Source organism: Actinosynnema mirum DSM 43827, assembly GCF_000023245.1.
Taxonomy (GTDB): domain Bacteria; phylum Actinomycetota; class Actinomycetes; order Mycobacteriales; family Pseudonocardiaceae; genus Actinosynnema; species Actinosynnema mirum.
On sequence record NC_013093.1, the window covers coordinates 7,734,757 to 7,756,688 of the forward strand.

34 protein-coding genes are annotated in these 21,932 nt (G+C 69.3%); 5 read left to right on the forward strand and 29 right to left on the reverse strand.

Annotated features, from left to right (window positions below; all coding sequences use genetic code 11):
* Window positions 1-44 precede the first annotated feature (44 nt).
* From map to rpsL, 28 genes are all read right to left on the reverse strand, one after another.
* The gene (gene map / locus AMIR_RS32650) at window positions 45-821 is read right to left on the reverse strand and encodes a type I methionyl aminopeptidase (protein ID WP_015805271.1); all 777 of its coding nucleotides are present in this window, start codon (window positions 819-821) and stop codon (window positions 45-47) included.
* A gap of 53 nt (window positions 822-874) precedes the next feature.
* Complete coding sequence (locus tag AMIR_RS32655) at window positions 875-1,426, reverse strand: adenylate kinase (RefSeq protein ID WP_015805272.1); 552 nt, start codon at window positions 1,424-1,426, stop codon at window positions 875-877.
* Window positions 1,427-2,737 carry a preprotein translocase subunit SecY gene (secY, locus tag AMIR_RS32660; protein WP_015805273.1) on the reverse strand — a complete coding sequence of 437 codons (1,311 nt, stop codon included), beginning with the start codon at window positions 2,735-2,737 and terminating at the stop codon, window positions 1,427-1,429. It abuts the gene before it with no gap.
* Between the two features lie 518 nt (window positions 2,738-3,255).
* On the reverse strand, window positions 3,256-3,699 hold the full coding sequence (rplO, locus tag AMIR_RS32665; RefSeq protein ID WP_015805274.1) for a 50S ribosomal protein L15: 444 nt from the start codon (window positions 3,697-3,699) through the stop codon (window positions 3,256-3,258).
* Window positions 3,696-3,881 carry a 50S ribosomal protein L30 gene (gene rpmD / locus AMIR_RS32670; protein ID WP_015805275.1) on the reverse strand — a complete coding sequence of 62 codons (186 nt, stop codon included), beginning with the start codon at window positions 3,879-3,881 and terminating at the stop codon, window positions 3,696-3,698. The genes rplO and rpmD overlap by 4 nt, the downstream gene beginning before the upstream one ends.
* A 2-nt stretch (window positions 3,882-3,883) precedes the next feature.
* The gene (gene rpsE, locus AMIR_RS32675) at window positions 3,884-4,489 is read right to left on the reverse strand and encodes a 30S ribosomal protein S5 (RefSeq protein WP_015105247.1); all 606 of its coding nucleotides are present in this window, start codon (window positions 4,487-4,489) and stop codon (window positions 3,884-3,886) included.
* 34 nt (window positions 4,490-4,523) lie between these two features.
* Window positions 4,524-4,922 carry a 50S ribosomal protein L18 gene (gene rplR, locus AMIR_RS32680; RefSeq protein WP_015805276.1) on the reverse strand — a complete coding sequence of 133 codons (399 nt, stop codon included), beginning with the start codon at window positions 4,920-4,922 and terminating at the stop codon, window positions 4,524-4,526.
* Between the two features lies 1 nt (window position 4,923).
* A complete protein-coding gene (gene rplF, locus AMIR_RS32685; RefSeq protein ID WP_015805277.1) occupies window positions 4,924-5,463 on the reverse strand; it encodes a 50S ribosomal protein L6 in 540 nt (179 codons plus the stop codon).
* A gap of 17 nt (window positions 5,464-5,480) precedes the next feature.
* On the reverse strand, window positions 5,481-5,879 hold the full coding sequence (gene rpsH / locus AMIR_RS32690; protein ID WP_015805278.1) for a 30S ribosomal protein S8: 399 nt from the start codon (window positions 5,877-5,879) through the stop codon (window positions 5,481-5,483).
* Window positions 5,880-6,019: 140 nt separating this feature from the next.
* A complete protein-coding gene (locus tag AMIR_RS32695; RefSeq protein WP_015805279.1) occupies window positions 6,020-6,205 on the reverse strand; it encodes a type Z 30S ribosomal protein S14 in 186 nt (61 codons plus the stop codon).
* Window positions 6,206-6,208: 3 nt separating this feature from the next.
* The gene (rplE, locus tag AMIR_RS32700; protein ID WP_015805280.1) at window positions 6,209-6,772 is read right to left on the reverse strand and encodes a 50S ribosomal protein L5; all 564 of its coding nucleotides are present in this window, start codon (window positions 6,770-6,772) and stop codon (window positions 6,209-6,211) included.
* Window positions 6,772-7,086, reverse strand: a complete 315-nt coding sequence (rplX, locus tag AMIR_RS32705) for a 50S ribosomal protein L24 (RefSeq protein ID WP_015805281.1) — start codon at window positions 7,084-7,086, stop codon at window positions 6,772-6,774. Before rplX ends, rplE begins: the two co-directional genes overlap by 1 nt.
* 2 nt (window positions 7,087-7,088) lie before the next feature.
* Window positions 7,089-7,457, reverse strand: coding sequence for a 50S ribosomal protein L14 (gene rplN / locus AMIR_RS32710; RefSeq protein WP_015805282.1), 369 nt, complete (start codon window positions 7,455-7,457; stop codon window positions 7,089-7,091).
* 62 nt (window positions 7,458-7,519) lie between these two features.
* Window positions 7,520-7,801 carry a 30S ribosomal protein S17 gene (gene rpsQ / locus AMIR_RS32715; RefSeq protein WP_015805283.1) on the reverse strand — a complete coding sequence of 94 codons (282 nt, stop codon included), beginning with the start codon at window positions 7,799-7,801 and terminating at the stop codon, window positions 7,520-7,522.
* The gene (gene rpmC, locus AMIR_RS32720; protein ID WP_015805284.1) at window positions 7,798-8,046 is read right to left on the reverse strand and encodes a 50S ribosomal protein L29; all 249 of its coding nucleotides are present in this window, start codon (window positions 8,044-8,046) and stop codon (window positions 7,798-7,800) included. The genes rpsQ and rpmC overlap by 4 nt, the downstream gene beginning before the upstream one ends.
* Window positions 8,046-8,465 (reverse strand): 50S ribosomal protein L16, encoded by a 420-nt coding sequence (rplP, locus tag AMIR_RS32725; protein ID WP_015805285.1) that lies wholly within the window; start codon window positions 8,463-8,465, stop codon window positions 8,046-8,048. Before rplP ends, rpmC begins: the two co-directional genes overlap by 1 nt.
* A 3-nt stretch (window positions 8,466-8,468) precedes the next feature.
* Complete coding sequence (gene rpsC / locus AMIR_RS32730) at window positions 8,469-9,296, reverse strand: 30S ribosomal protein S3 (RefSeq protein WP_015805286.1); 828 nt, start codon at window positions 9,294-9,296, stop codon at window positions 8,469-8,471.
* Entirely contained in the window at window positions 9,296-9,697 is a 402-nt protein-coding gene (rplV, locus tag AMIR_RS32735; RefSeq protein WP_015805287.1) for a 50S ribosomal protein L22, read from the reverse strand. Before rplV ends, rpsC begins: the two co-directional genes overlap by 1 nt.
* A gap of 35 nt (window positions 9,698-9,732) precedes the next feature.
* On the reverse strand, window positions 9,733-10,014 hold the full coding sequence (gene rpsS, locus AMIR_RS32740) for a 30S ribosomal protein S19 (protein WP_015105260.1): 282 nt from the start codon (window positions 10,012-10,014) through the stop codon (window positions 9,733-9,735).
* Between the two features lie 18 nt (window positions 10,015-10,032).
* A complete protein-coding gene (rplB, locus tag AMIR_RS32745) occupies window positions 10,033-10,866 on the reverse strand; it encodes a 50S ribosomal protein L2 (RefSeq protein ID WP_015805288.1) in 834 nt (277 codons plus the stop codon).
* A 22-nt stretch (window positions 10,867-10,888) separates the two neighbouring features.
* Window positions 10,889-11,188 carry a 50S ribosomal protein L23 gene (gene rplW / locus AMIR_RS32750; protein WP_015805289.1) on the reverse strand — a complete coding sequence of 100 codons (300 nt, stop codon included), beginning with the start codon at window positions 11,186-11,188 and terminating at the stop codon, window positions 10,889-10,891.
* Entirely contained in the window at window positions 11,185-11,880 is a 696-nt protein-coding gene (rplD, locus tag AMIR_RS32755) for a 50S ribosomal protein L4 (RefSeq protein WP_015805290.1), read from the reverse strand. The genes rplW and rplD overlap by 4 nt, the downstream gene beginning before the upstream one ends.
* Before the next feature lie 2 nt (window positions 11,881-11,882).
* Window positions 11,883-12,533 (reverse strand): 50S ribosomal protein L3, encoded by a 651-nt coding sequence (rplC, locus tag AMIR_RS32760; RefSeq protein WP_015805291.1) that lies wholly within the window; start codon window positions 12,531-12,533, stop codon window positions 11,883-11,885.
* Window positions 12,534-12,584: 51 nt separating this feature from the next.
* A complete protein-coding gene (gene rpsJ, locus AMIR_RS32765) occupies window positions 12,585-12,890 on the reverse strand; it encodes a 30S ribosomal protein S10 (protein WP_003938093.1) in 306 nt (101 codons plus the stop codon).
* Between the two features lie 343 nt (window positions 12,891-13,233).
* Window positions 13,234-14,427: an elongation factor Tu gene (gene tuf / locus AMIR_RS32770; protein WP_015805292.1), complete on the reverse strand. Its 1,194-nt coding sequence runs from the start codon at window positions 14,425-14,427 to the stop codon at window positions 13,234-13,236.
* Between the two features lie 137 nt (window positions 14,428-14,564).
* The gene (gene fusA / locus AMIR_RS32775) at window positions 14,565-16,667 is read right to left on the reverse strand and encodes an elongation factor G (RefSeq protein WP_015805293.1); all 2,103 of its coding nucleotides are present in this window, start codon (window positions 16,665-16,667) and stop codon (window positions 14,565-14,567) included.
* 87 nt (window positions 16,668-16,754) lie between these two features.
* The gene (rpsG, locus tag AMIR_RS32780) at window positions 16,755-17,225 is read right to left on the reverse strand and encodes a 30S ribosomal protein S7 (RefSeq protein ID WP_015805294.1); all 471 of its coding nucleotides are present in this window, start codon (window positions 17,223-17,225) and stop codon (window positions 16,755-16,757) included.
* Window positions 17,225-17,599 (reverse strand): 30S ribosomal protein S12, encoded by a 375-nt coding sequence (rpsL, locus tag AMIR_RS32785; protein ID WP_015805295.1) that lies wholly within the window; start codon window positions 17,597-17,599, stop codon window positions 17,225-17,227. Before rpsL ends, rpsG begins: the two co-directional genes overlap by 1 nt.
* A gap of 609 nt (window positions 17,600-18,208) precedes the next feature.
* Between rpsL and AMIR_RS32790 the strand changes: the two genes are divergently transcribed.
* On the forward strand, window positions 18,209-18,538 hold the full coding sequence (locus AMIR_RS32790; RefSeq protein WP_015805296.1) for a hypothetical protein: 330 nt from the start codon (window positions 18,209-18,211) through the stop codon (window positions 18,536-18,538).
* Window positions 18,535-18,852, forward strand: coding sequence for a hypothetical protein (locus AMIR_RS36470; RefSeq protein ID WP_049797021.1), 318 nt, complete (start codon window positions 18,535-18,537; stop codon window positions 18,850-18,852). Before AMIR_RS32790 ends, AMIR_RS36470 begins: the two co-directional genes overlap by 4 nt.
* 805 nt (window positions 18,853-19,657) lie before the next feature.
* On the opposite strand, the gene AMIR_RS39820 is transcribed toward AMIR_RS36470, so the two are convergent.
* Window positions 19,658-19,855, reverse strand: a complete 198-nt coding sequence (locus tag AMIR_RS39820; protein ID WP_143760990.1) for a hypothetical protein — start codon at window positions 19,853-19,855, stop codon at window positions 19,658-19,660.
* Between the two features lie 225 nt (window positions 19,856-20,080).
* On the opposite strand from AMIR_RS39820, the gene AMIR_RS38540 reads away from it, so the two are divergent.
* The 3 genes from AMIR_RS38540 to AMIR_RS32810 are packed head-to-tail and all read left to right on the forward strand — an operon-like array spanning window position 20,081 to window position 21,765.
* On the forward strand, window positions 20,081-20,575 hold the full coding sequence (locus AMIR_RS38540; RefSeq protein ID WP_041837181.1) for a hypothetical protein: 495 nt from the start codon (window positions 20,081-20,083) through the stop codon (window positions 20,573-20,575).
* Window positions 20,563-21,435: a phosphotransferase family protein gene (locus tag AMIR_RS32805; RefSeq protein ID WP_015805299.1), complete on the forward strand. Its 873-nt coding sequence runs from the start codon at window positions 20,563-20,565 to the stop codon at window positions 21,433-21,435. The genes AMIR_RS38540 and AMIR_RS32805 overlap by 13 nt, the downstream gene beginning before the upstream one ends.
* Before the next feature lie 36 nt (window positions 21,436-21,471).
* Window positions 21,472-21,765 carry a TFIIB-type zinc ribbon-containing protein gene (locus tag AMIR_RS32810; protein ID WP_015805300.1) on the forward strand — a complete coding sequence of 98 codons (294 nt, stop codon included), beginning with the start codon at window positions 21,472-21,474 and terminating at the stop codon, window positions 21,763-21,765.
* Window positions 21,766-21,932: the final 167 nt, after the last annotated feature.

Here is a 21,932-nt window from a genome sequence, read left to right on the forward strand (position 1 = left end):
CCCCGACCCAGCTGGGTCGGGGGCCGCTCGCACGACCGGGGGTCTCAGCCCTCCTCGGGCGCCGTCAGCACCCAGGGGCCGTCCTCGGTGATGGCCACGCTGTGCTCCCAGTGCGCGGCCTTCGACTTGTCCGCCGTGACGACCGTCCAGCCGTCCGACAGCTCCACCGTCTGGTCCGTGCCCAGGGTCAGCATCGGCTCGATCGCGATCGCCATGCCGGGCTTGAGCCGGGGGCCCTTGCCGGGCTTGCCGTAGTTCGGCAGGAACGGGTCCATGTGCATCTTGGTGCCGATGCCGTGGCCGCCGTACCCGTCGACGATCCCGTACTCGACGCCGTCGCGCTCGCCCGCCGCGATCGTCTCGGACTCGATGGCGAACGAGACGTCCGACAGCTTCGCGCCCGCCACCGCGGCCTCGATGCCCGCGAGCATCGACGTCCTGGTCGCCTCGGACAGCTTCAGCTCGGCCTCGGTGACCGTCCCGATCGGGATGGTGAGCGCCGAGTCGCCGTGCCAGCCGTCCAGGATCGCGCCGCAGTCGATCGACAGCAGGTCGCCGTCCGCGAGCACCTGGGTGCGGCTGGGGATGCCGTGGACCACCTGCTGGTTGACCGACGCGCAGATGCTCGCCGGGAACCCGTGATAGCCCTTGAAGCTCGGCACGGCGCCCGCGTCGCGGATGGTCTGCTCGGCGAGCTGGTCCAGCTCGGCCGTGCTGACCCCCGCCTTGGCGTGCGCGGCCATCAGGGTCAGGGCCTTCGCCACGACCAGGCCGGAGGCGCGCATGGCCTCCAGCTGGCCGCGGGTCTTGATCTCGATCATGCGGTCACGACCGCCTGGTGCGATTCGCCGGAGTGCATCGAGCAGTCCACCGGTCACTTCTCGCCGCGGAGCGCGGCCAGCGCCCGCTCGCTGATCTCGGTGACGTCGCCGACCGCGTCGATCGTGACGACGATGCGGGAGTAGTACTCCAGCAGCGGGGCCGTCTCGGTGCGGTAGACCTGCTGGCGGTGCCGGATGACGTCCTCCTTGTCGTCGGCGCGGCCACGGGCGAGCAGCCGCTCGACGACGATCTCCTCGTCGATCCGGAACTCCAGCACGGCGTCCAGCTCGTGCCCCTCGGAGGCGAGCAGGGCGCCGAGGACGTCCGCCTGGGCGACGTTGCGCGGGAACCCGTCGAGCAGGAAGCCGTTCGCGGCGTCCGGCTCGGCGAGGCGCTCGCGCACCATCTTGTTCGTCACCTCGTCGGGCACGAGCTCGCCCGCGTCCAGGTACTCCTGGACCTCGAGGCCGAGCGGGGTCTGCTCGCTGATGTGCGCGCGGAACAGGTCCCCCGTGGAGATGTGCGGCACGGCGAGCGCGGCGCTGAGATTCTTGGCCTGCGTGCCCTTGCCCGCTCCGGGCGGGCCGACGAGAACGAGTCGCATCTAGCGGAGGAACCCTTCGTAATTGCGCTGCATGAGCTGGCTCTCGATCTGCTTCACGGTGTCGAGGCCGACACCGACCATGATCAGCACCGCCGTGCCGCCGAGGGGGAAGTTCTGGTTCTGCCCCTCACCGGTGAGGTCGAGGAACAGGTTCGGCAGGATCGCGACGATACCGAGGTACAGCGAGCCGGGCAGCGTGATCCGCCCCAGGACGAAGCGGAGGTACTCGGCGGTGGGGCGGCCCGGCCGGATGCCGGGGATGAACCCACCGAACTTCTTCATCTCGTCCGCGCGCTCGTCCGGGTTGAACGTGATGCCGACGTAGAAGTAGGTGAAGAAGACGATCAGCATGAAGTACAGCGCGATGTGCACCGGGCTGGACTGCGAGACCAGGTGGGTCGCGACGAAGGTCTGCCACCAGCCGGGCGCCGAGCCGTCGTTGGCGGCGGTCAGGCGCGAGATCAGGTCGGGCAGGTAGAGCAGCGACGAGGCGAAGATGACCGGGATGACACCGGCCTGGTTCACCTTCAGCGGCAGGTAGGTCGAGGTGCCGCCGTACATCCTGCGGCCGATCATGCGCTTCGCGTACTGGACGGGGATGCGGCGCTGGGCCTGCTCCACGTAGATGACGCTGGCGATGATCAGCAGGGCCGCCACGCAGACCAGCGCGAAGGTCAGGCCGCCGCGGCTCCAGATGACCTGGCCCTCGACCGGGACGCGGGCCGCGATGCCGGTGAAGATCAGCAACGACATGCCGTTGCCGATGCCCTTCTCGGTGATGATCTCGCCGAGCCACATGATGACGCTGGTGCCCGCGGTCATGGTCACGACCATGACGATCAGGGAGAAGATGCTGTCGTCCGGGATGACCGGGACGTCGCAGTTGGCGAACAGCTGACCGCGCACCGCCAGGGCGATGATGCCGGTGGACTGCAGGACCGCGAGCGCGATCGTCAGGTACCGGGTGTACTGGGTCAGCTTGCCCTGGCCGGACTGGCCTTCCTTCTTCAGCTGCTCGAACCGCGGGATGACCACGGTGAGCAGCTGGACGATGATGCTCGCGGTGATGTAGGGCATGATGCCCAGCGCGAAGATCGACAAGTTCAGGAGCGCGCCGCCGCTGAACAGGTTGATCAGGGAGTAGATGCCCTGCTGGTCGACCTGCTCGACGCACTTTTTGACGTTGACGAACGAGACGCCCGGCGCGGGCAGGGTCGCGCCCAACCGGTACACCACGATGATCCCCAACGTGAAGAGGATCTTCTTGCGTAGGTCCGGCGTCGCGAGAGCCGAGCGGAATGCGCCGAGCACGCGAACCTCCATCAGCGTTGCCGCCCCGCGTGGGTCGGCATCCTGCGGTACCGGCCGTTTTGCCGGCACGGTCTTGTGGGCTCCCGCCGGACAGGGCCGGCGGTGGTGGAAGCGACGGGTGGCCGCGACCGACCCGGAACCATCCGGGTACAGCCCGCGACTTTAACAGCCGCCGGGCCGGTCACCGCATCCAGTCATCCCCCACACTTACTACCCGATCGGCACCGGTGACCGGCAAGCCCCCGAATGGATCAAGTTCGGGGAGCGTAGCCGCTGGTTACGCCCATCGCGAACAGGTTCGCGAAGTGGGACGCCGGACAGGGGTGCCGCGGTCCGCGCGCACCTGCTAACGCGCAGAAGTCATCCAAATGTCACCCCTGAGAGTGGTGGATGACGATCAGCGGGCGCGAATCCGGCGCCGGACGGCCCGCTCCGGGAACGCAGAACGGCCCCCGGAGTCGGAACTCCGGGGGCCGTTCAGCAGTTCAGGCGTCACACGCCCGTGTCTGAGGCGAGGCTCAGAGGACGGTGGTGGTGCCACCGGCGGCGGCGATCTTCTCGACCGCGCTGCCGGAGAACTTGTTGGCGACGACGTCGAGCTTGACGCCGTTGATGTCGCCGTCACCCAGCACCTTGACGAGCTCGTTCTTGCGAACGAGGCCGGCGGTGATGAGCGCGTCCACGTCGACCCGGCCGCCCTTGGGGAACAGGCGGGCGAGGTCGGACACGTTCACGACCTGGTACTCGGTGCGGAACGGGTTGCGGAAGCCCTTGAGCTTGGGCAGGCGCATGTGCAGCGGCATCTGGCCACCCTCGAAGCGCGGCGAGACGTTCTTCCGCGCTCCGGTGCCCTTGGTGCCGCGACCGGCGGTCTTGCCCTTGGAGCCCTCACCACGACCCACGCGGGTCTTCTTGGTCTTGGCGCCGGGGGCCGGCCTCAGGTCATGGATCTTGATGGTCACGACTGGACCTCCTCGACGACCACCAGGTGGCGCACGGCGTGGATGAGCCCGCGCACCTGCGGCGTGTCCTCGCGGACCACCGACTGGCGGATCTTGCGCAGCCCCAGGGTCCGCATGGACTCCCGGTGGTTGTGCTTGGTACCGATGGTGCTCTTCACCTGGGTGACCTTGAGCTGTGCCATGGTCACACCGCCCCTGCGCGGGCGCGCAGCATACCGGCGGGAGCGACGTCCTCGAGCGGCAGACCGCGGCGGGCGGCCACCTCCTCCGGACGCTGGAGGCCCTTCAGGGCCGCCACGGTGGCGTGCACGATGTTGATGGCGTTGTCGGAGCCCAGCGACTTGCTCAGCACGTCGTGGACACCGGCGCACTCCAGCACCGCGCGGACGGCGCCACCGGCGATGACACCGGTACCGGCCGAGGCCGGGCGCAGCAGCACGACACCGGCCGCCTTCTCACCCTGGACCGGGTGGGGGATGGTGCCCGCGATGCGGGGGACGCGGAAGAAGTTCTTCTTCGCCTCCTCGACGCCCTTGGCGATGGCGGCCGGAACTTCCTTGGCCTTGCCGTAGCCGACGCCCACCATGCCGTCGCCGTCGCCCACGACCACGAGGGCCGTGAAGCTGAACCGGCGACCACCCTTGACCACCTTGGAGACGCGGTTGATCGCGACAACGCGCTCCAGGTGCGGGGTCTTCTCCTGGGCCGCGCCGCCGCGGCCGCCGTCACGACGGTCGCGGCGCTCTCCGCGCTCGCCCCCGCCGCCTTCGCGACGCGTGCGTCCTGGCATCAGGCGTCCCTCTCAATTCCGGTGATGATCATTGTCAGAACTCCAGCCCCGCCTCGCGGGCGGCATCCGCGAGAGCGGCGATCCGGCCGTGGTAGGCGTTGCCACCGCGGTCGAACACCACCTTGCTGATGCCCGCGTCCTTGGCGCGAGCCGCGGCCAGCTGACCGACCTTGGCGGCACGGGCCTTCTTGTCGCCGTCGAGCGCGCGGACGTCCGCCTCGACCGAGGAGGCAGCCGCCAGGGTGTGGCCTGCGAGGTCGTCGATGATCTGCACGGTGATGTGCTTCGACGAGCGGTGCACGACCAGGCGCGGGCGCTCCGCCGTGCCGCTGACCTTCTTGCGGAGGCGGAAGTGACGGCGGGTCTTCGCGATGCGGCGGGTGGTCGAGATGTCCTTGCCCACCGGCTTGCGCTTCGTTGCAGTCTCGCTCATGTCACTTACCCGTCTTTCCGACCTTGCGGCGGATCTTCTCACCCGAGTAGCGCACGCCCTTGCCCTTGTACGGGTCGGGCTTGCGCAGCTTGCGGATGTTCGCGGCGACCTCGCCGACGAGCTGCTTGTCGATGCCAGCCACGGAGAAGCGGGTCGGCGTCTCCACCGCGAAGGTGATGCCCGCGGGGGCCTCGACCTTGACGGGGTGGCTGTAGCCCAGGGCGAACTCGAGGTCCGAACCCTTGAGAGCCACGCGGTAACCGACGCCGTGGATCTCCATCTTCTTCTCGTAGCCCTGCGTCACGCCGACGACCATGTTCTGCACCAGGGTGCGGGACAGGCCGTGGAGCGAGCGGCTGCGGCGCTCGTCGTTCGGGCGCTTGACCTCGAGGGTGCCGTCGTCGGCCTTCTCGAGGGTGATCGGCTCGGCGATCGTCAGGTTCAGGGTGCCCTTCGGCCCCTTCACGCTGACGGCCTGGCCGTCGATGTTCACGTCGACCCCGGAGGGGACGGTGATCGGCAGCTTTCCGATGCGCGACATGCCTTCAGTCCCCCCTTCTACCAGACGTAGGCGAGGACTTCTCCGCCCACGCCCTGCTTGTTGGCCTGGCGGTCGGTCAGCAGACCACCAGAGGTCGAGATGATCGCGACGCCAAGACCGCCCAGCACCTTCGGCAGGTTGGTCGACTTCGCGTAAACCCGCAGACCGGGCTTGGAGACGCGGCGGAGGCCGGCGATGCTGCGCTCCCGGTTCGGGCCGTACTTCAGCTCGATCACCAGGTTCTTGGCGACCTCGCCATCCTCGTCGCGGTAGCTGGCGATGTAGCCCTCGCGCTTGAGGATCTCGGCGATGTTCGCCTTCAGCTTCGAGTGCGGCATCACGACCTTGTCGTGGTAAGCCGAGTTCGCGTTCCGCAGACGAGTGAGCATGTCTGCGATCGGGTCGGTCATCGTCATGGTGACCTGGTCAACCTTTCTCGCTGCGGTTCCCCAGCCAGGGTCCGAGCGGCCCGCCCCCTCGCGGGGGCGGGGCGCTGGTCGTGGACGGGCCTACAGCGAAGTGGATGTAGAGAGAAAAACCGGCCGCCGAGGCGGAACTACCAGCTCGACTTGCTCACGCCGGGCAGCTCGCCCCGGTGGGCCATCTCGCGCAGGCAGATCCGGCACAGGCCGAACTTGCGGAACACCGAGTGCGGACGACCGCAGCGCTGGCAGCGGGTGTAGGCGCGCACCTTGAACTTCGGCTTGCCCGCCGCCTTGTTGATCAGAGCCTTCTTGGCCATCTGTCAGTTCTCCTTGAACGGGAAGCCCAGGTGCTTGAGCAGCGCCCGACCCTCCTCGTCGTTGGTGGCGGTCGTGACGACCGTGATGTCCATGCCGCGCGGGCGGTCGATGGCGTCCGGGTCGATCTCGTGGAACATCGACTGCTCGTTGAGGCCGAACGTGTAGTTCCCGTTGCCGTCGAACTGCTTGCCGGACAGGCCGCGGAAGTCGCGGATGCGCGGCAGCGCGATCGTCAGCAGGCGGTCCAGGAACTCCCACATGCGGTCGCCGCGCAGCGTGACGCGGGCGCCGATGGGCATGCCCTCGCGCAGCTTGAACTGCGCGATGGACTTGCGGGCCCTGCGGACCTCGGGGCGCTGGCCGGTGATGATCGACAGGTCGCGCACGGCGCCCTCGATCAGCTTGCCGTCGCGGGCGGCGTCGCCGACACCCATGTTGACGACGACCTTCACGACGCCGGGGATCTGCATCACGTTCGCGTACTCGAACTGCTTCTGCAGCTCGGCGGCGATTTCCTCGCGGTAGCGGGTCTTCAGCCGCGGCGTGATCTTCTCAGCGGTGGTCATCAGATGTCCTTCCCGTTACGACGGGAAATGCGGACCCGCTTGCCCTCGTCGTTCGTCCGGTAGCCCACACGGGTCGGCTTGCCGTCGGAGTCGACCACCATCACGTTGGACACGTGGATGGGGGCCTCCTGGGTCACGATGCCGCCCGACTGCGCGCCGCGCTGGGTCTGCGTGATCCGGGTGTGCTTCTTGATGCGGTTGACGCCCTCGACCAGGACGCGGTCCAGCGCGGGGTAGGCCTGGATGACCTTGCCGCGAGCACCCTTGTCCTTGCCGGCGATAACCACGACGGTGTCGCCCTTCTTCACCTTCATGGTCAGAGCACCTCCGGCGCCAACGAGATGATCTTCATGAACTTCTTGTCGCGCAGCTCACGGCCGACCGGGCCGAAGATGCGGGTGCCGCGCGGCTCGTTGTCGTTCTTGATGAGCACAGCGGCGTTCTCGTCGAAGCGGATGTAAGAGCCGTCGGGACGGCGCTTCTCCTTGACGGTCCGGACGACGACGGCCTTGACCACGTCGCCCTTCTTGACACCCGCGCCGGGGATTGCCTGCTTCACCGTGGCGACGATGATGTCCCCGATGCCCGCGTAGCGACGGCCGGAACCACCGAGAACACGGATGCAGAGGATTTCCTTCGCACCGGTGTTGTCGGCGACCCGGAGCCGCGACTCCTGCTGGATCACTTACCTGTCTCCTTGACCATTCCTGGCCCGCCAGATTTCCGACCTGACGGGCTCGGTCTGACTTACTTGGCCTTCTCGAGGACCTCGACGAGCCTCCACCGCTTGGTGGCGGACAGCGGCCGGGTCTCCATGAGGAGGACGCGGTCGCCGATGCCAGCGGCGTTCTGCTCGTCGTGCGCCTTCACCTTGGCGGTGGAGCGCATGACCTTCGAGTAGCGGCGGTGCTTCTTGCGGTCCTCGACCGCGACCACGATCGTCTTGTCCATCTTGTCGGACACGACGAGGCCCTCGCGGACCTTGCGGTAGTTGCGCGCCTCGGTGGTCACTTCTTCGTTCTCGCTCATGCCGCACCCTCACCAGTGGAAGCCGCCTCGGGGGAAGCCGAGAGACCCAGCTCCCGCTCGCGCATCACGGTGTAGACCCGAGCGATCTCGTTCCGGACCGTGCGCAGGCGGCGGTTGTTGTCGAGCTGCCCGGTGGCCATCTGGAAGCGGAGGTTGAACAGCTCCTCCTTGGCCTCCCGAAGGCGCAGCACGAGCTCCTCTTCAGTCAGCTCGCGCAGCTCGGAAGCGGTGGTACCCGCTGCCATCAGAAGTCACCACCCTCACGCGTGACGATGCGGCACTTCATCGGCAGCTTGTGGATCGCGCGACGGAGCGCCTCACGGGCGGTTGCCTCGTTCGGGAAGGACATCTCGAAGAGGACCCGCCCCGGCTTGATGTTGGCCACCCACCACTCCGGAGAGCCCTTGCCGGAACCCATGCGGGTCTCGGCGGGCTTCTTCGTCAGCGGGCGGTCGGGGAAGATGTTGATCCACACCTTGCCACCGCGGCGGATGTGCCGGGTGATGGCGATACGAGCCGACTCGATCTGCCGGTTGGTCACGTAGGCGGGCTCCAGGGCCTGGATGCCGAACTCGCCGAAGGTGACCCTCGTGCCGCCCTTGGCAGCACCGGAACGACCGGGGTGGTGCTGCTTGCGGTGCTTAACCCTGCGCGGGATGAGCACGACTCAGCCCTCCGTCTTCTCTTCGGTCGCGGCCGGCTTGTCGCTGGCCTGTGCGTCAGCAGCGGCACGACCGGCCTCGGTGCTCGTCGCGGTGGTGCCGCTGGCACCGGAGCGACGGGCCCGGTTCGGGCGGTCACCGCGGTCGCGCCGGGGCGCGCGCTCGGCCGAGGGGGCCGCGTCGCGCTCGCGCTTGGCGCTGATGCCACCGACCACGTCGCCCTTGTAGATCCACACCTTGACGCCGATGCGACCGAACGTGGTGCGGGCCTCGAAGAAGCCGTAGTCGATGTCGGCGCGGAGCGTGTGCAGCGGCACGCGGCCGTCGCGGTAGTGCTCCGAGCGGGACATCTCGGCGCCGCCGAGGCGACCGCCGCACTGCACGCGGATGCCCTTCACCTGCGAGGAGCGCATGGCCGACTGGATGGCCTTGCGCATCGCGCGGCGGAAGGCGACGCGGTTGGACAGCTGCTCGGCGACGCCCTGCGCCACGAGCTGCGCGTCCGACTCGGGGTTCTTCACCTCGAGGATGTTGAGCTGCACCTGCTTCTTGGTGAGCTTCTCCAGCTCACCGCGGATGCGGTCGGCCTCCGCGCCGCGACGGCCGATGACGATGCCCGGCCGGGCGGTGTGGATGTCGACGCGGACCCGGTCACGGGTGCGCTCGATCTCCACCTTGGAGATGCCGGCACGCTCCATGCCGCGCGAGAGCAGCTTGCGGATCTTGACATCCTCGGCCACGTACTCGGCGTACTGCTTGTCGGCGTACCAGCGGGACTTCCAGTCGGTGGTGATCCCCAGCCGGAAGCCGTGCGGGTTGATCTTCTGACCCACTACCGAGCACTTCCCTTCGCGCTGGTCTTCTTGGGACGGCTCTCCACCTCGACGGTGATGTGGCTCGTCCGCTTGCGAATCCGGTACGCACGGCCCTGGGCGCGCGGGCGGAATCGCTTGAGGGTCGGGCCCTCGTCCACGTAGACCTTCGACACCCAGAGGGTGTCGGGGTCCAGGGACAGGTTGTTCTCGGCGTTGGCCACGGCGCTCGCGAGCACCTTGCGGACCGGCTCAGATGCCGCCTGCGGCGCGAACTGGAGCACGGCCAGGGCCTCGCTGGCGCTACGACCCCTGATGAGCTCGACGACGCGACGCACCTTCATGGGCGTGTCGCGGACGTAGCGAGCCCGAGCCACGGCGCGCGGGTGCTCCGGCGCTTCGGCTTCGTTACGGGCGTTCATCGCTGCTTCCCCTTGCTCTTTTCCTAGTTCGACGCCTAGCGGCGGCGCGACTTCCGGTCGTCCTTGATGTGACCCTTGAACGTGCGGGTCGGGGCGAACTCGCCGAGCTTGTGCCCGACCATCGCCTCCGTCACGAACACCGGCACGTGCTTGCGGCCGTCGTGCACCGCGATCGTGTGGCCCAGCATGTCGGGGATGATCGTCGACCGGCGGGACCAGGTCTTGATGACGGTCTTCTTACCCGACTCGTTGAGGACGTCCACCTTCTTGAGCAGGTGGTCGTCCACGAAGGGGCCCTTCTTCAGGCTGCGAGGCATCCTTCACTCCCTCCCTGCTCAGCGCTTCTTACCGGTGCGACGACGCCGGACGATGAGCCTGTCGCTTGCCTTGCGGCGGCGGGTACGGCCTTCGGGCTTACCAGCCGGGTTGACCGGGTGGCGACCACCGGAGGTCTTGCCCTCACCACCACCGTGGGGGTGGTCGACCGGGTTCATGGCGACACCGCGGACGGTGGGCTTCTTGCCCTTCCACCGCATGCGGCCGGCCTTGCCCCAGTTGATGTTCTGGTGCTCCGCGTTGCCGACCTCGCCGATCGTGGCGCGGCAGCGCACGTCCACGTTGCGGATCTCGCCCGAGGGCATCCGCAGCTGGGCGTACGGGCCGTCCTTGGCGACGAGCTGGACGCTCGCACCCGCGGAACGCGCGATCTTGGCGCCGCCACCGGGGCGCAGCTCGATCGCGTGGACAACGGTGCCGACCGGGATGTTCCGGAGCGGCAGGTTGTTGCCCGGCTTGATGTCGGCCTTGGGGCCGTTCTCGATCACGTCGCCCTGGTGCAGCTTGGCCGGGGCGATGATGTAGCGCTTCTCGCCGTCGACGTAGTGCAGCAGCGCGATCCGGGCGGTGCGGTTGGGGTCGTACTCGATGTGAGCGACCTTGGCCGGGATGCCGTCCTTGTCCGTGCGGCGGAAGTCGATCAGGCGGTAGGCCCGCTTGTGGCCGCCGCCCTTGTGCCGCGTCGTGATCTTGCCCGAAGCGTTGCGGCCACCACGGCCGTGCAGCGGGCGGACCAGCGACTTCTCCGGCGTCGACCGAGTGATCTCGGCGAAGTCGGAGACGCTCGCACCGCGACGACCGGGGGTCGTCGGCTTGTACTTGCGAATGCCCATCTCTACGCAGTCCTCGTCGTCATCAGGCGGCCGGGCCGCCGAAGATCTCGATCGGCTTGCTCTCGGCGGACAGCGTCACGATGGCGCGCTTGGTGTCCTTGCGCTTGCCGTAGCCCGTCTTGGTGCGCTTGCGCTTGCCCTGACGGTTGATCGTGTTGACGCTGACGACCTTGACGCCGAAGACCTTCTCCACGGCAATCTTGATCTGGGTCTTGTTCGAGCCGGGGGACACCAGGAAGGTGTACTTGTTCTCCTCGAGGAGCCCGTAGGACTTCTCGGAGATCACCGGCGCGAGCAGGATGTCCCTGTGGTCGGGGATCACTTCTCGTCCTCCTGTGCCACCTCGGACGAACCGGCGACCGCCTCGGCCGAGCCCTTGCCCTGCTGGGACTTGCTCGCGAGGAACACGTCCAGGGCGCTCTTGCTGAACACCACGTCGTCGTTGACCAGCACGTCGTACGTGTTGAGCTGGTCGGGCGCGATGACGTGCACGTGCGTCAGGTTGCGCAGGCTCACCCACGACACGTCCTCGTCGCGCAGCAGCACGACCAGGATGCGGCGGGCGGTGCTCACCGACTCCAGGACCTTGCGGGCGGTCTTGGTGGAGGGCTTGTCACCCTCCACGAAACCGGTCACCACGTGGACCTGGTTCGCGCGGGCCCGGTCGGACAGGGCACCGCGCAGGGCGGCGGCCTTCATCTTCTTGGGGGTGCGCTGCGAGTAGTCGCGCGGCACGGGACCGTGCACGACGCCACCACCGGCGAACTGGGGCGCGCGGGTCGAGCCCTGACGGGCGCGGCCGGTGCCCTTCTGCCGGTACGGCTTCTTGCCGCCACCGGAGACCTCGGCGCGGGTCTTCACCTTGTGCGTGCCCTGGCGCGCGGCGGCCTGCTGGGCCACGACGACCTGGTGCAGCAGGGAGATGTTGGCCTGCGCGTCGAACACGGCGCCGGGCAGCTCGACGCTGCCGTCGGTCTTGCCGTCCGGGGTGCGGACCTCAACGGACGTCGTCATGATCAGGCACCACCCTTCGCAGCGGTCTTGACGAACACGGTGCCGCCCTTGGGGCCGGGAACGGCGCCCTTGATGAGCAGCAGGCCGGACTCGGCGTCCACCCGGAAGACCTTGAGGTTCTGGGTCGTCACGCGGGCGTGGCCCATGCGGCCCGCCATGCGGAGGCCCTTGAACACGCGGCCGGGCGTGGCGCAGCCGCCGATCGAACCGGGCGAGCGGTGCTTGCGCTGGGTGCCGTGGCTGGCGCCCAGGCCGGCGAAGCCGTGGCGCTTCATGACACCGGCGTAGCCCTTGCCCCTGCTGGTGCCGACAACGTCGACAACCGCGCCGGCCTCGAACACCTCAGCGGTGATCTCCTGGCCGACCTGGTACTCGGAGGCGTCCGTGGTGCGCAGCTCCGCCAGGTGGCGGCGGGGCGTGACGCCCGCCTTGGCGAAGTGGCCCGCAACGGGCTTGATGACCTTGCGCGGGTCGATCGCGCCGAAGGCCAGCTGCACGGCCGAGTAGCCGTCGTTCTCCTGGGTCCGAACCTGGGTGACCACGTTCGGCTCGGCCTTGACGACGGTCACCGGGACGACCCGGTTGTTCTCGTCGAAGACCTGAGTCATGCCGAGCTTGGTGCCCAGGAGGCCCTTAACCTGCCTGTCAGACATGGGTCTCGTTACTCTCCGCCCCAAATGGGATCAACACTGCCGCGTCCACGCTTACTGAATGTTGACGTCGACGCTCGCCGGCAGGTCGATGCGCATGAGCGCGTCCACCGTCTTCGGCGTCGGGTCGAGGATGTCGATCAGACGCTTGTGCGTGCGCATCTCGAAGTGCTCGCGCGAGTCCTTGTACTTGTGCGGCGAGCGGATGACGCAGTAAACGTTCTTCTCAGTGGGCAGCGGCACAGGCCCGACGACCCGAGCGCCGGTGCGCGTCACGGTCTCGACGATCTTGCGCGCGGACGCGTCGATCGCCTCGTGGTCGTAGGCCTTGAGCCGGATGCGGATCTTCTGTCCCGCCATAGTGGCTTGCCGTTCCTCTGCTTCTAGTACCGCCGCGGTGCGGGCACCTTTCGCGAGGTCACGGGACCTCCGGCGCGCTCCGCCCCCTATTCAGGACTGACACCGAGCGGTGTCACGGTGCCCGGTCCACGCGGTCGGGCGTGTCGCCCTCCCGGCCATAAACCGGTCCCACTGATGAAACCTGTGGGATTTTGTGCCCAACACAACTTCAACGATCTTACCCCGCTCGTGACGGGGCGGCCAGGTCCATGGTTCTGAACCGGCCGCCCCGACGAGCAACCCGTCAATAGTTGCACACTCTCGTGCGCAAGCCAAATCCGGGGGTGTTTCAGTTAGCGCGAGGTCACTTGATGATCTTGGTGACCGAGCCCGCACCGACGGTGCGGCCACCCTCGCGGATGGCGAACCGCAGGCCCTCGTCCATGGCGATCGGCTGGATCAGCTTCACGGACATGGTGGTGTTGTCGCCCGGCATGACCATCTCGGTGCCCTCGGGGAGGGTCACGACGCCGGTCACGTCGGTGGTGCGGAAGTAGAACTGCGGGCGGTAGTTGTTGAAGAACGGCGTGTGGCGACCGCCCTCGTCCTTCGACAGGATGTAGACCTGCGCGTCGAACTCGGTGTGCGGGGTCGTGGTGCCGGGCTTCACGATCACCATGCCGCGCTCGACGTCCTCGCGCTTGATGCCGCGGAGCAGCAGCGCGGCGTTGTCGCCCGCGCGGCCCTCGTCGAGGAACTTCTTGAACATCTCGATCGAGGTGACCGTGGTCTTCTTCGAGGTGTCCTTGATGCCGACGATCTCGATCTCGGAGTTCACCTGGATGATGCCGCGCTCGATGCGACCGGTGACGACCGTGCCACGACCGGTGATCGTGAAGACGTCCTCGACCGGCATCAGGAACGGGCGCTCGATGTCGCGCGGGGGCTCCGGGATGCTCTCGTCCACGGCGTCCATGAGGCCGATGAGCTTCTCGCCCCACTCGGCGTCGCCCTCCAGCGCCTTCAGCGCGGAGACGCGGACGACCGGCAGGTCGTCACCGGGGAACTCGTACTCGGAGAGCAGCTCGCGGACCTCGAGCTCGACGAGCTCCAGGATCTCCTCGTCGTCCACCATGTCGGCCTTGTTCAGGGCCACCACGATGTAGGGCACACCGACCTGGCGGGCCAGGAGCACGTGCTCCTTGGTCTGCGGCATCGGGCCGTCGGTCGCGGCCACGACCAGGATGGCGCCGTCCATCTGCGCCGCACCCGTGATCATGTTCTTGATGTAGTCCGCGTGACCGGGGCAGTCGACGTGCGCGTAGTGGCGCTTGTCGGTCTGGTACTCGATGTGCGCGATCGAGATCGTGATGCCGCGCTGCTTCTCCTCCGGCGCCTTGTCGATCTGGTCGAACGGCGTGAAGGGGTTCAGGTCCGGGTACTTGTCGTGCAGGACCTTGGAGATGGCAGCGGTCAGCGTCGTCTTGCCATGGTCGATGTGACCGATGGTGCCGATGTTGACGTGCGGCTTCGTCCGCTCGAACTTCGCCTTCGCCACTGGATTGTCCTCCTGGACTTCTATTGCTTTACCCGGCGGGTGTGGTTCGACCCGCCGGGCGTCACGTCAGGGTTTTGCGGACCCCAGGGACTGAACCCCCGGAGAGCCCGCGTGGTGCTGCGGTGCTCCGGTTTGGGTTACTCGCCCGTCGCCTTTGCGATGATCTCCTTCGAGACGTTCGCGGGAACCTCTGCGTAGGAGTCGAACGTCATCGAGTAGTTCGCCCGGCCCTGGGTCTTGGACCGCAGGTCGCCGACGTACCCGAACATCTCCGACAGCGGCACGAGCGCCTTGACGACGCGGGTTCCGCTGCGCTCCTCCATGGCCTGGATCTGGCCGCGGCGGGAGTTGAGGTCGCCGATCACGTCGCCCATGTACTCCTCGGGCGTGGTGACCTCGACAGCCATCAGGGGCTCGAGGATCGCGGGGCTCGCCTGGCGAGCCGCTTCCTTGAGGGCCATCGAACCGGCGATCTTGAACGCCATCTCCGACGAGTCGACCTCGTGGTAGGCGCCGTCCGTCAGGGTCAGCTTCACGCCGACCAGCGGGTAGCCCGCCAGCACGCCGTACTGCATGGCGTCCTGCGCGCCCGCGTCGACCGAGGGGATGTACTCCCTCGGGATGCGACCACCGGAGACGGCGTTGACGAACTCGTAGAGCGCGCCGTCTTCCTTCTTCTCCAGCGGCTCCAGGTCGATGAGGACCTTCGCGAACTGGCCGGAGCCACCGGTCTGCTTCTTGTGGGTGTAGGAGTACTTCTCCACCTTGCGGCGGATGGTCTCCCGGTACGCCACCTGGGGCTTGCCGATGTTGGCCTCGACCTTGTACTCGCGGCGCATGCGGTCCACCAGGATGTCCAGGTGGAGCTCGCCCATGCCGGCGATGATGGTCTGGCCGGTCTCCTCGTCGAGCTTGACCCGGAAGGTCGGGTCCTCCTCGGCGAGCTTCTGGATCGCGGTGCCCAGCTTCTCCTGGTCGGCCTTCGTCTTGGGCTCGATGGCCACTTCGATGACCGGCTCGGGGAAGGTCATGGACTCGAGGACGATCGGGTTCTGCGCGTCCGACAGGGTCTCACCGGTCGTGGTGTCCTTCAGACCGATCACGGCGTAGATGTGCCCCGCCATGGCGTCGGTGACCGGGTTCTCCTTGTTGGCGTGCATCTGGAAGATCTTCCCGATGCGCTCCTTGCGGTCCTTGGTCGAGTTGATGACCTGGGACCCGGAGGCGACCTGACCCGAGTACACCCGGATGTAGGTCAGCTTGCCGAAGAAGGGGTGCGCGGCGATCTTGAACGCCAGCGCGGCGAACGGCTCGTCCGTGGAGGGCTTGCGCGTGACCACGGTCTCGCCGTCCCGCAGCGTGCCCTCGACCGGCGGGAGGTCGAGCGGCGACGGCAGGTAGTCGATCACGGCGTCGAGCATGGGCTGGACGCCCTTGTTCTTGAACGCCGAGCCGCAGAGCACCGGGTACGCGGTGCCCTCCTTGACGATCTGGCGGATGCCCGTCTTGATCTGCTCGACGGACAGCTCCTCGCCCCCGAGGTACAGCTCCATCAGGGCGTCGTCGGTCTCGGCCACGGCCTCGACCAGCTGCTCGCGGTACTCCTTCGCGCGCTCCAGCAGATCCGCGGGGATCTCCTCGACGGCGTAGTCCTCGCCCTTCTGGACCTCGCCGCGCCAGGTGAGGGCGCGCATGTTGATCAGGTCGACGACGCCGATGAAGTCGCTCTCGGAGCCGATCGGCAGCTGCAGCGGCAGGGGCTTGGCGCCCAGCCGCTCGCTGATGGTCCTGATGGTGAAGTAGAAGTCCGCGCCCAGCTTGTCCATCTTGTTGACGAAGCAGATGCGGGGAACGTCGTACTTCGAGGCCTGCCGCCACACCTGCTCGGACTGGGGCTCGACGCCCTCCTTGCCGTCGAACACCGCGACGGCGCCGTCCAGCACGCGGAGGTTGCGCTCCACCTCGACCGTGAAGTCGACGTGGCCCGGCGTGTCGATCAGGTTGATCTGGTGGTCCTTCCAGAAGCAGGTCGTCGCGGCCGACGTGATCGTGATGCCGCGCTCCTGCTCCTGCTCCATCCAGTCCATCACGGCCGCGCCGTCGTGAACCTCGCCGATCTTGTAGCTGATCCCGGTGTAGAACAGGATCCGCTCGGTCGTCGTGGTCTTGCCCGCGTCGATGTGGGCCATGATGCCGATGTTCCGGACCTTGGCCAGATCAGTGAGCACGTCCTGTGCCACGGGTGTTTCCCCTGTCTTGAGCTAGCTGGTAGCAGGCTCACTAGGGCCGGGAGCGGCCCGGCCGGGTCTCCCCGGCCGGGCGTCGCGTCACCAGCGGTAGTGGGCGAAGGCCTTGTTCGACTCGGCCATCTTGTGGGTGTCCTCGCGGCGCTTGACGCTCGCGCCCAGGCCGTTGCTCGCGTCGAGCAGCTCGTTCATCAGGCGCTCGATCATGGTCTTCTCACGGCGCTGCCGGGAGAAGATGATCAGCCAGCGCAGGGCGAGCGTGGTCGAACGACCCGGCTTGACCTCGATGGGGACCTGGTAGGTCGCACCACCGACGCGGCGGCTCTTGACCTCCAGGGCGGGCTTGACGTTGTCGAGCGCGCGCTTCAGCGTGACGACCGGGTCGGTGCCGGTCTTCTCGCGGGCGCCCTCGAGGGCGCCATACACGATCCGCTCGGCCACGGAGCGCTTGCCGTCGACCAGCACCTTGTTGATGAGCTGGGTCACCAGCGGAGAGCTGTAGACCGGGTCGGAGATCAGCGGCCGCTTCGGGGCCGGTCCCTTGCGGGGCATCAGCTCTTCTCCTTCTTCGCGCCGTAGCGGCTGCGAGCCTGCTTGCGGTTCTTGACGCCCTGGGTGTCGAGCGAACCGCGAATGATCTTGTAGCGGACGCCGGGGAGGTCCTTCACACGACCGCCGCGCACGAGCACCATCGAGTGCTCCTGCAGGTTGTGGCCCTCACCGGGGATGTACGCGGTGACCTCGATGCCGCTGGTCAGGCGAACACGGGCGACCTTGCGCAGAGCCGAGTTCGGCTTCTTGGGCGTGGTCGTGTAGACGCGGGTGCACACACCGCGCCGCTGCGGGCTGCCCTTGAGGGCCGCCGTCTTCTGCTTGGCGACCTTGTCCTGCCGGCCCTTGCGGACCAGCTGCTGGATCGTTGGCATACGCCTGGCTGCTTCTTCCGTTCACGTGCCCGCCGCCGGGGCGGCGAGCGCTGTTACCTGGTCCCTCTCTGCACCCGAGGTCGGGCGTGTCGCACCCCACCGGCATGGCCGAGCGGGGGTTGAACCGCCTCACCACAGGTCCGCAGGCCACGTCCCAGGACGCCCCTGCGTGTGGAGGACACCGCGACCCGCCTTCCAGAACAACTGGCGCGTAGGCACGCGGAGCGGCCCGACATGGGTCGGGCACGAGTACCAAAGATACTCCGCACGGTCAGCACCGGTCAAAACGGCCCTGCCCGGGGGGCGGATCCCGCAGTCATTCACCCGTCAGGACGATTCAACCACCGGTTCGGGAGATCCGCATCCGGGTTTCCCGGCGCAGTTCAGCGCCGCGTGGCCACCGGTGGCGCGGGGTTCGCCGGACCGTGCGACGGGACCTGCGCACGGTCGGCGGTCACCCTCGCGCAGACGGGGGTGGGCGCCACGCGATCGCCCGCCCGGACGGGGGTGCGCGGGGAGCAGGACGACGTGACCGGCCGCACCCTCCCGACCGCTTTCGGACGGCCACTTCGGACAGTCCAGGCGTTACCGGAAGGCCCTGACGCCGCCATGCCCGACTGGGGCGACAACGACGCGCTGGCCGCCCGGAACGCCCAGCTGCGCGACACCCTCGACAGCGTCATGCGCGAGGTGGAGCAGCGCGCGGAGGCGTTGAAGGACGCGCAGGCCGCCGTCGCCGCCCTGTCCGGTCGCGCGGGGTCGGTCCGCGAGCAGGTGAGCGGCGCGATGGCCCCGCTGGCCGAGCCGCCCGCCGTGCGGCCCCCGCACGGCCAGCCCCCGCAGCGCCTCACGAGGCCCGCCCCGCGCAGGCCCGCGCCGTCGGACGAGGACGAGGACTTCGGCGGGAACTCGATCATGAACAGGGGTGACGGCTGGTGACCGGCGGGCAGGTGCAGCTCAGGGTGGAGGCGGTCGCCGCCGCCAGGAGGCTCGGCGCCGTCGGCGAGGACTTCGGCGAGCGGATCGCCGCGCTCACCTCGGCGCCGGCGGCCGAGGGCGCGTGCTGGGGCGGGGACGAGTCCGGGCAGCAGTTCGCGAAGACCTACGAGCCGAACGTGGGCAAGGCGCAGGACGTGATGCGGAAGGCCGCGGGCGCGATGGCCTCCATCGCGGACGGCCTGACCGAGCAGGCGGAGTCGATGCGCTGGCTGGACGACGAGATCCGGGCGCGCACGGGCCGGGCGGACGACTGACGTGGGCATCGAGATCCCCGGCTGGCTGGAGCAGGTCGCCTGGCTGGCGGCGGGCGAGTGGCCGGAGGGCGACGGGCGCGCTGGTCGGCGCGGGCGGGGACAAGCTCCTCGGCAGCGCGACCGGGGGCCTGGCCCGGAACGCGGCGCGCGAAGCGGCCGAGGAGGCGGTCACGGGCGTGGCGGCGACGGTCGCGGAGGCGGTCGTCACGGGCGAGGGCGTGACGTTCGACGACCTGCTGCAGAGCGCGGCGAGCGGCGGCCCAGGAGGCGCGGTCGGGGGCGCGAAGACCCACTTCGACGGCGGCTCGCGCGGTGGCTCGGCGGGAGACCCGGGCGGGTCGCCGGCCCTCGGGGGCGCCCTGGACCTGGGCGGTTCCCCGACCAGCGCCCCGCAGACCAGGCCGGACTTGGACGCGCGGCCAGCGCCGACGCCGGTGAGCGCACCTCGCGACGGCGGCGGCCAGGGCAACCCACCCGACCCGCAGCCGCTCGGGCACGCGCAGGACGCGACGTCGACGTCGACGTCGTACGCGACGACCACCCCGGCGGAACCCGCCCACGCGCCGCAGTCCTCCCAGGAGCCCACGCCGAGGCAGTCGAACCAGGCGGCGCCCCAGCAGTTCCCGTCGCAGTTCCCCCAGCCCGCGCACACCCCGAACACCCCCGCGCCCGCCCCCAGCAGCCCCCGACGGCGGCCCAGCAGGGCACGACCACCCAGCAGGGCAGCCCGTCGAACTTCGGCGCGCCCCAGCGCACGCCCGGCGACCACCACCCCTCGGACGGCAGGTTCCAGCCGACGTCGCAGTCAGGGCCTGCCCAGCAGCCGGGGTTCGCCCAGCAGGGCCTCTCGCAACAGGGGGTGCCGCACGCCCCGAGCCCGTCGCCGCAGCGGCCGTTCCCCGCGCCGAACGGCCAGGCCCAGCACCCCGGCGCCCGGCAGCAGCCACCCGCGCAGGGCCATGGGCAGCCTCGGCACGCCGAGCCGCCCAGGCAGCTGGACCAACCCCGGTCAGCAGCGCCCCACACCGCAACACCCCGGTTCCGACGTCCCGAGGACCACGCCGGACACACCGCCCGCCCCGCACCGGGCGCCGCCCCAGGACGCACCGCCCGCGCCGCCCAGGTCGCTCGCCGAGGAGCGGGAGGCCATCCGGCGGCTGAACACGCGGGTGCCGCTCCCGAAGGGCCGGAGCACTACTGGCGCGACGTCGAGTTCACCCAGTCGGGCTTGGCGCCGCACGGCAGCAACTTCACGAACCACCACAACTCCGCGGCCAGGGTGGCCACCGACCCGAGCGGCTGCACCGTGGACGTCCACGGCCAGGGCAGCAACGCGGTGCGGCTGGGCGAGACCACGCTGTCCCCGCGGCAGCTCGCGTCGATCATCAGGACCTCGGGCGACTGGGGCGGCGAGAAGCCGATCCGCCTCATCTCCTGCCAGACCGGGTCCCAGGAGACGGGCTTCGCCGCGCAGCTGTCCGGGGAGCTGGTCAACGACCAGTGCGACGAGTTCGTCGGGTACTGGGACTACCAGGGGCAGCGGCGGTTCTACACCGCGTTCGACAACCCCGGTGACGCGGCGACCTACCTGATCGGGTTCTTCTACAGCTGCACGGCCGCGCTGCGGGAGACGGTCGAGCTGCCGCCGCAGCCCGCCGGGGGACGGCCCGCCGCCCCCGTCGGGCGCCTGACGGGTGGTTCACTGACGTCGTGGACGGGTTGATCAACGCGATGGGCGCGCTCGCCGGGGCCGAGGGCGGGTCCGGCGCGGGCTCCGGCGCGGTCGAGGTCGTCGCGGTGCGCGGGGACGTCGTGGTCGTGCGGGTCGGGGACGTCGTGCTCAAGGCGCACGAGCGCGGCACGGACGGCTCGGCGCTCGGGGCCCGGCTGGAGGTCGCCCGCGGGCTCGGCGGGGTGCTGCTCGCGCCGCTCGGGCCGCCGGTCGAGGTGCTGGGGCGGGTGGTGACGCGGTGGCCCTTCGGGGAGGCCGTGCCGCAGTCCGCGCCCGAGGCGTTCCCGCTGGTGGACGCCGGGCGGTTGCTGGCCGAGCTGCACCTGGCGCCCGTGCCGCCCGGCACGCCCGAGGCGGGGGCCTGGAGCCGGATGGTGCGGGCCGTGCGGGAGACGCCCTCGGGGGCACCCGGCGCGGACGTCGTGCGGGGCGCGTTCGGCACGCTGCCCGACCCGCCGCGCGGGTCCGCGCTCATCCACGGCGACTGGCACCTCGGGCAGCTGCTGCGCCACGACGGCGCCTGGCGGCTGATCGACCTCGACGACCTCGGCTGGGGCCACCCCGCCTGGGACCTCGCCCGGCCCGCCGCGCTGCTGCTCGCCGGGGTGCTCGACGGGCGCGAGTGGGACCGGCTGCTCACCGCCTACCTCGACGCGGGCGGGCCGGCCGTCGACCCCGCCGACCCGTGGGCCGCGCTGGAGGCGCCCGCCCGCGCGCTCGTTGTGCAGATGGCGGCACGGGCGCTGAGCGCGTCGGTCCGCGACGGCGTGCCGCTGGAACCCGCGCAGGAAGCCCTGGTCGCGACCTGCGACCGGATCGTCTCGGCCCACCGGGGACCGCGCCGCGGCTAATATCGCGGTCACCGGGCGCAACAGGAGGTAGCAGTGATGCAGTGTCCCAAGTGCCATGCGCAGATGCGCACTTATGACCGGATGGGCGTGCACATCGAGCAGTGCGACGGCTGCCGGGGCGTCTTCCTCGACTACGGCGAGCTGGAGGCGATCACCCGGCTGGAGAAGCAGATGGCCACCCCGCCGCCGCCCCCTCCCGCCGCCGCGCCCGCACCCGCGCAGGTCCACTACGTGCAGCAACCGCCGCCCGTCTGGGGCCAGCCGCACTACGGCGGCCACTACGGCCACCGCAAGCACCGCGGCCTGTCCGGCCTGTTCTACTCCTCGTGACCGCTAGGGGGCGGTGACCACGCGGGGGTGAACCACGCAGGGGGACCGAGGGGGCTGGCCGTCACCGGACCAGCAGATCGCCCGGACCTTCACCGAAGCTGAACGAGATCGGCGGCGCCCCGCGCAGGGACGCCGCCGATCTGCTTTTCCCCCGACCGGGGACCTCA

Excerpts from the sequence above, each read along its gene's own strand:
- map (WP_015805271.1), bottom strand. The coding sequence starts at position 821 with ATGATCGAGATCAAGACCCGCGGCCAGCTGGAGGCCATGCGCGCCTCC.
- AMIR_RS32655 (WP_015805272.1), bottom strand. The coding sequence starts at position 1,426 with ATGCGACTCGTTCTCGTCGGCCCGCCCGGAGCGGGCAAGGGCACGCAG.
- rpmD (WP_015805275.1), bottom strand. The coding sequence starts at position 3,881 with ATGGCACAGCTCAAGGTCACCCAGGTGAAGAGCACCATCGGTACCAAG.
- rpsE (WP_015105247.1), bottom strand. The coding sequence starts at position 4,489 with ATGCCAGGACGCACGCGTCGCGAAGGCGGCGGGGGCGAGCGCGGAGAG.
- rplR (WP_015805276.1), bottom strand. The coding sequence starts at position 4,922 with ATGAGCGAGACTGCAACGAAGCGCAAGCCGGTGGGCAAGGACATCTCG.
- rplF (WP_015805277.1), bottom strand. The coding sequence starts at position 5,463 with ATGTCGCGCATCGGAAAGCTGCCGATCACCGTCCCCTCCGGGGTCGAC.
- rpsH (WP_015805278.1), bottom strand. The coding sequence starts at position 5,879 with ATGACGATGACCGACCCGATCGCAGACATGCTCACTCGTCTGCGGAAC.
- AMIR_RS32695 (WP_015805279.1), bottom strand. The coding sequence starts at position 6,205 with ATGGCCAAGAAGGCTCTGATCAACAAGGCGGCGGGCAAGCCGAAGTTC.
- rplE (WP_015805280.1), bottom strand. The coding sequence starts at position 6,772 with ATGACCACCGCTGAGAAGATCACGCCGCGGCTGAAGACCCGCTACCGC.
- rplX (WP_015805281.1), bottom strand. The coding sequence starts at position 7,086 with ATGAAGGTGAAGAAGGGCGACACCGTCGTGGTTATCGCCGGCAAGGAC.
- rpsQ (WP_015805283.1), bottom strand. The coding sequence starts at position 7,801 with ATGAGCGAGAACGAAGAAGTGACCACCGAGGCGCGCAACTACCGCAAG.
- rpmC (WP_015805284.1), bottom strand. The coding sequence starts at position 8,046 with ATGGCAGCGGGTACCACCGCTTCCGAGCTGCGCGAGCTGACTGAAGAG.
- rplV (WP_015805287.1), bottom strand. The coding sequence starts at position 9,697 with ATGAACGCCCGTAACGAAGCCGAAGCGCCGGAGCACCCGCGCGCCGTG.
- rpsS (WP_015105260.1), bottom strand. The coding sequence starts at position 10,014 with ATGCCTCGCAGCCTGAAGAAGGGCCCCTTCGTGGACGACCACCTGCTC.
- rplB (WP_015805288.1), bottom strand. The coding sequence starts at position 10,866 with ATGGGCATTCGCAAGTACAAGCCGACGACCCCCGGTCGTCGCGGTGCG.
- rplD (WP_015805290.1), bottom strand. The coding sequence starts at position 11,880 with ATGACGACGTCCGTTGAGGTCCGCACCCCGGACGGCAAGACCGACGGC.
- rplC (WP_015805291.1), bottom strand. The coding sequence starts at position 12,533 with ATGTCTGACAGGCAGGTTAAGGGCCTCCTGGGCACCAAGCTCGGCATG.
- rpsJ (WP_003938093.1), bottom strand. The coding sequence starts at position 12,890 with ATGGCGGGACAGAAGATCCGCATCCGGCTCAAGGCCTACGACCACGAG.
- rpsG (WP_015805294.1), bottom strand. The coding sequence starts at position 17,225 with ATGCCCCGCAAGGGACCGGCCCCGAAGCGGCCGCTGATCTCCGACCCG.
- rpsL (WP_015805295.1), bottom strand. The coding sequence starts at position 17,599 with ATGCCAACGATCCAGCAGCTGGTCCGCAAGGGCCGGCAGGACAAGGTC.
- AMIR_RS32790 (WP_015805296.1), top strand. The coding sequence starts at position 18,209 with ATGCCCGACTGGGGCGACAACGACGCGCTGGCCGCCCGGAACGCCCAG.
- AMIR_RS32810 (WP_015805300.1), top strand. The coding sequence starts at position 21,472 with ATGCAGTGTCCCAAGTGCCATGCGCAGATGCGCACTTATGACCGGATG.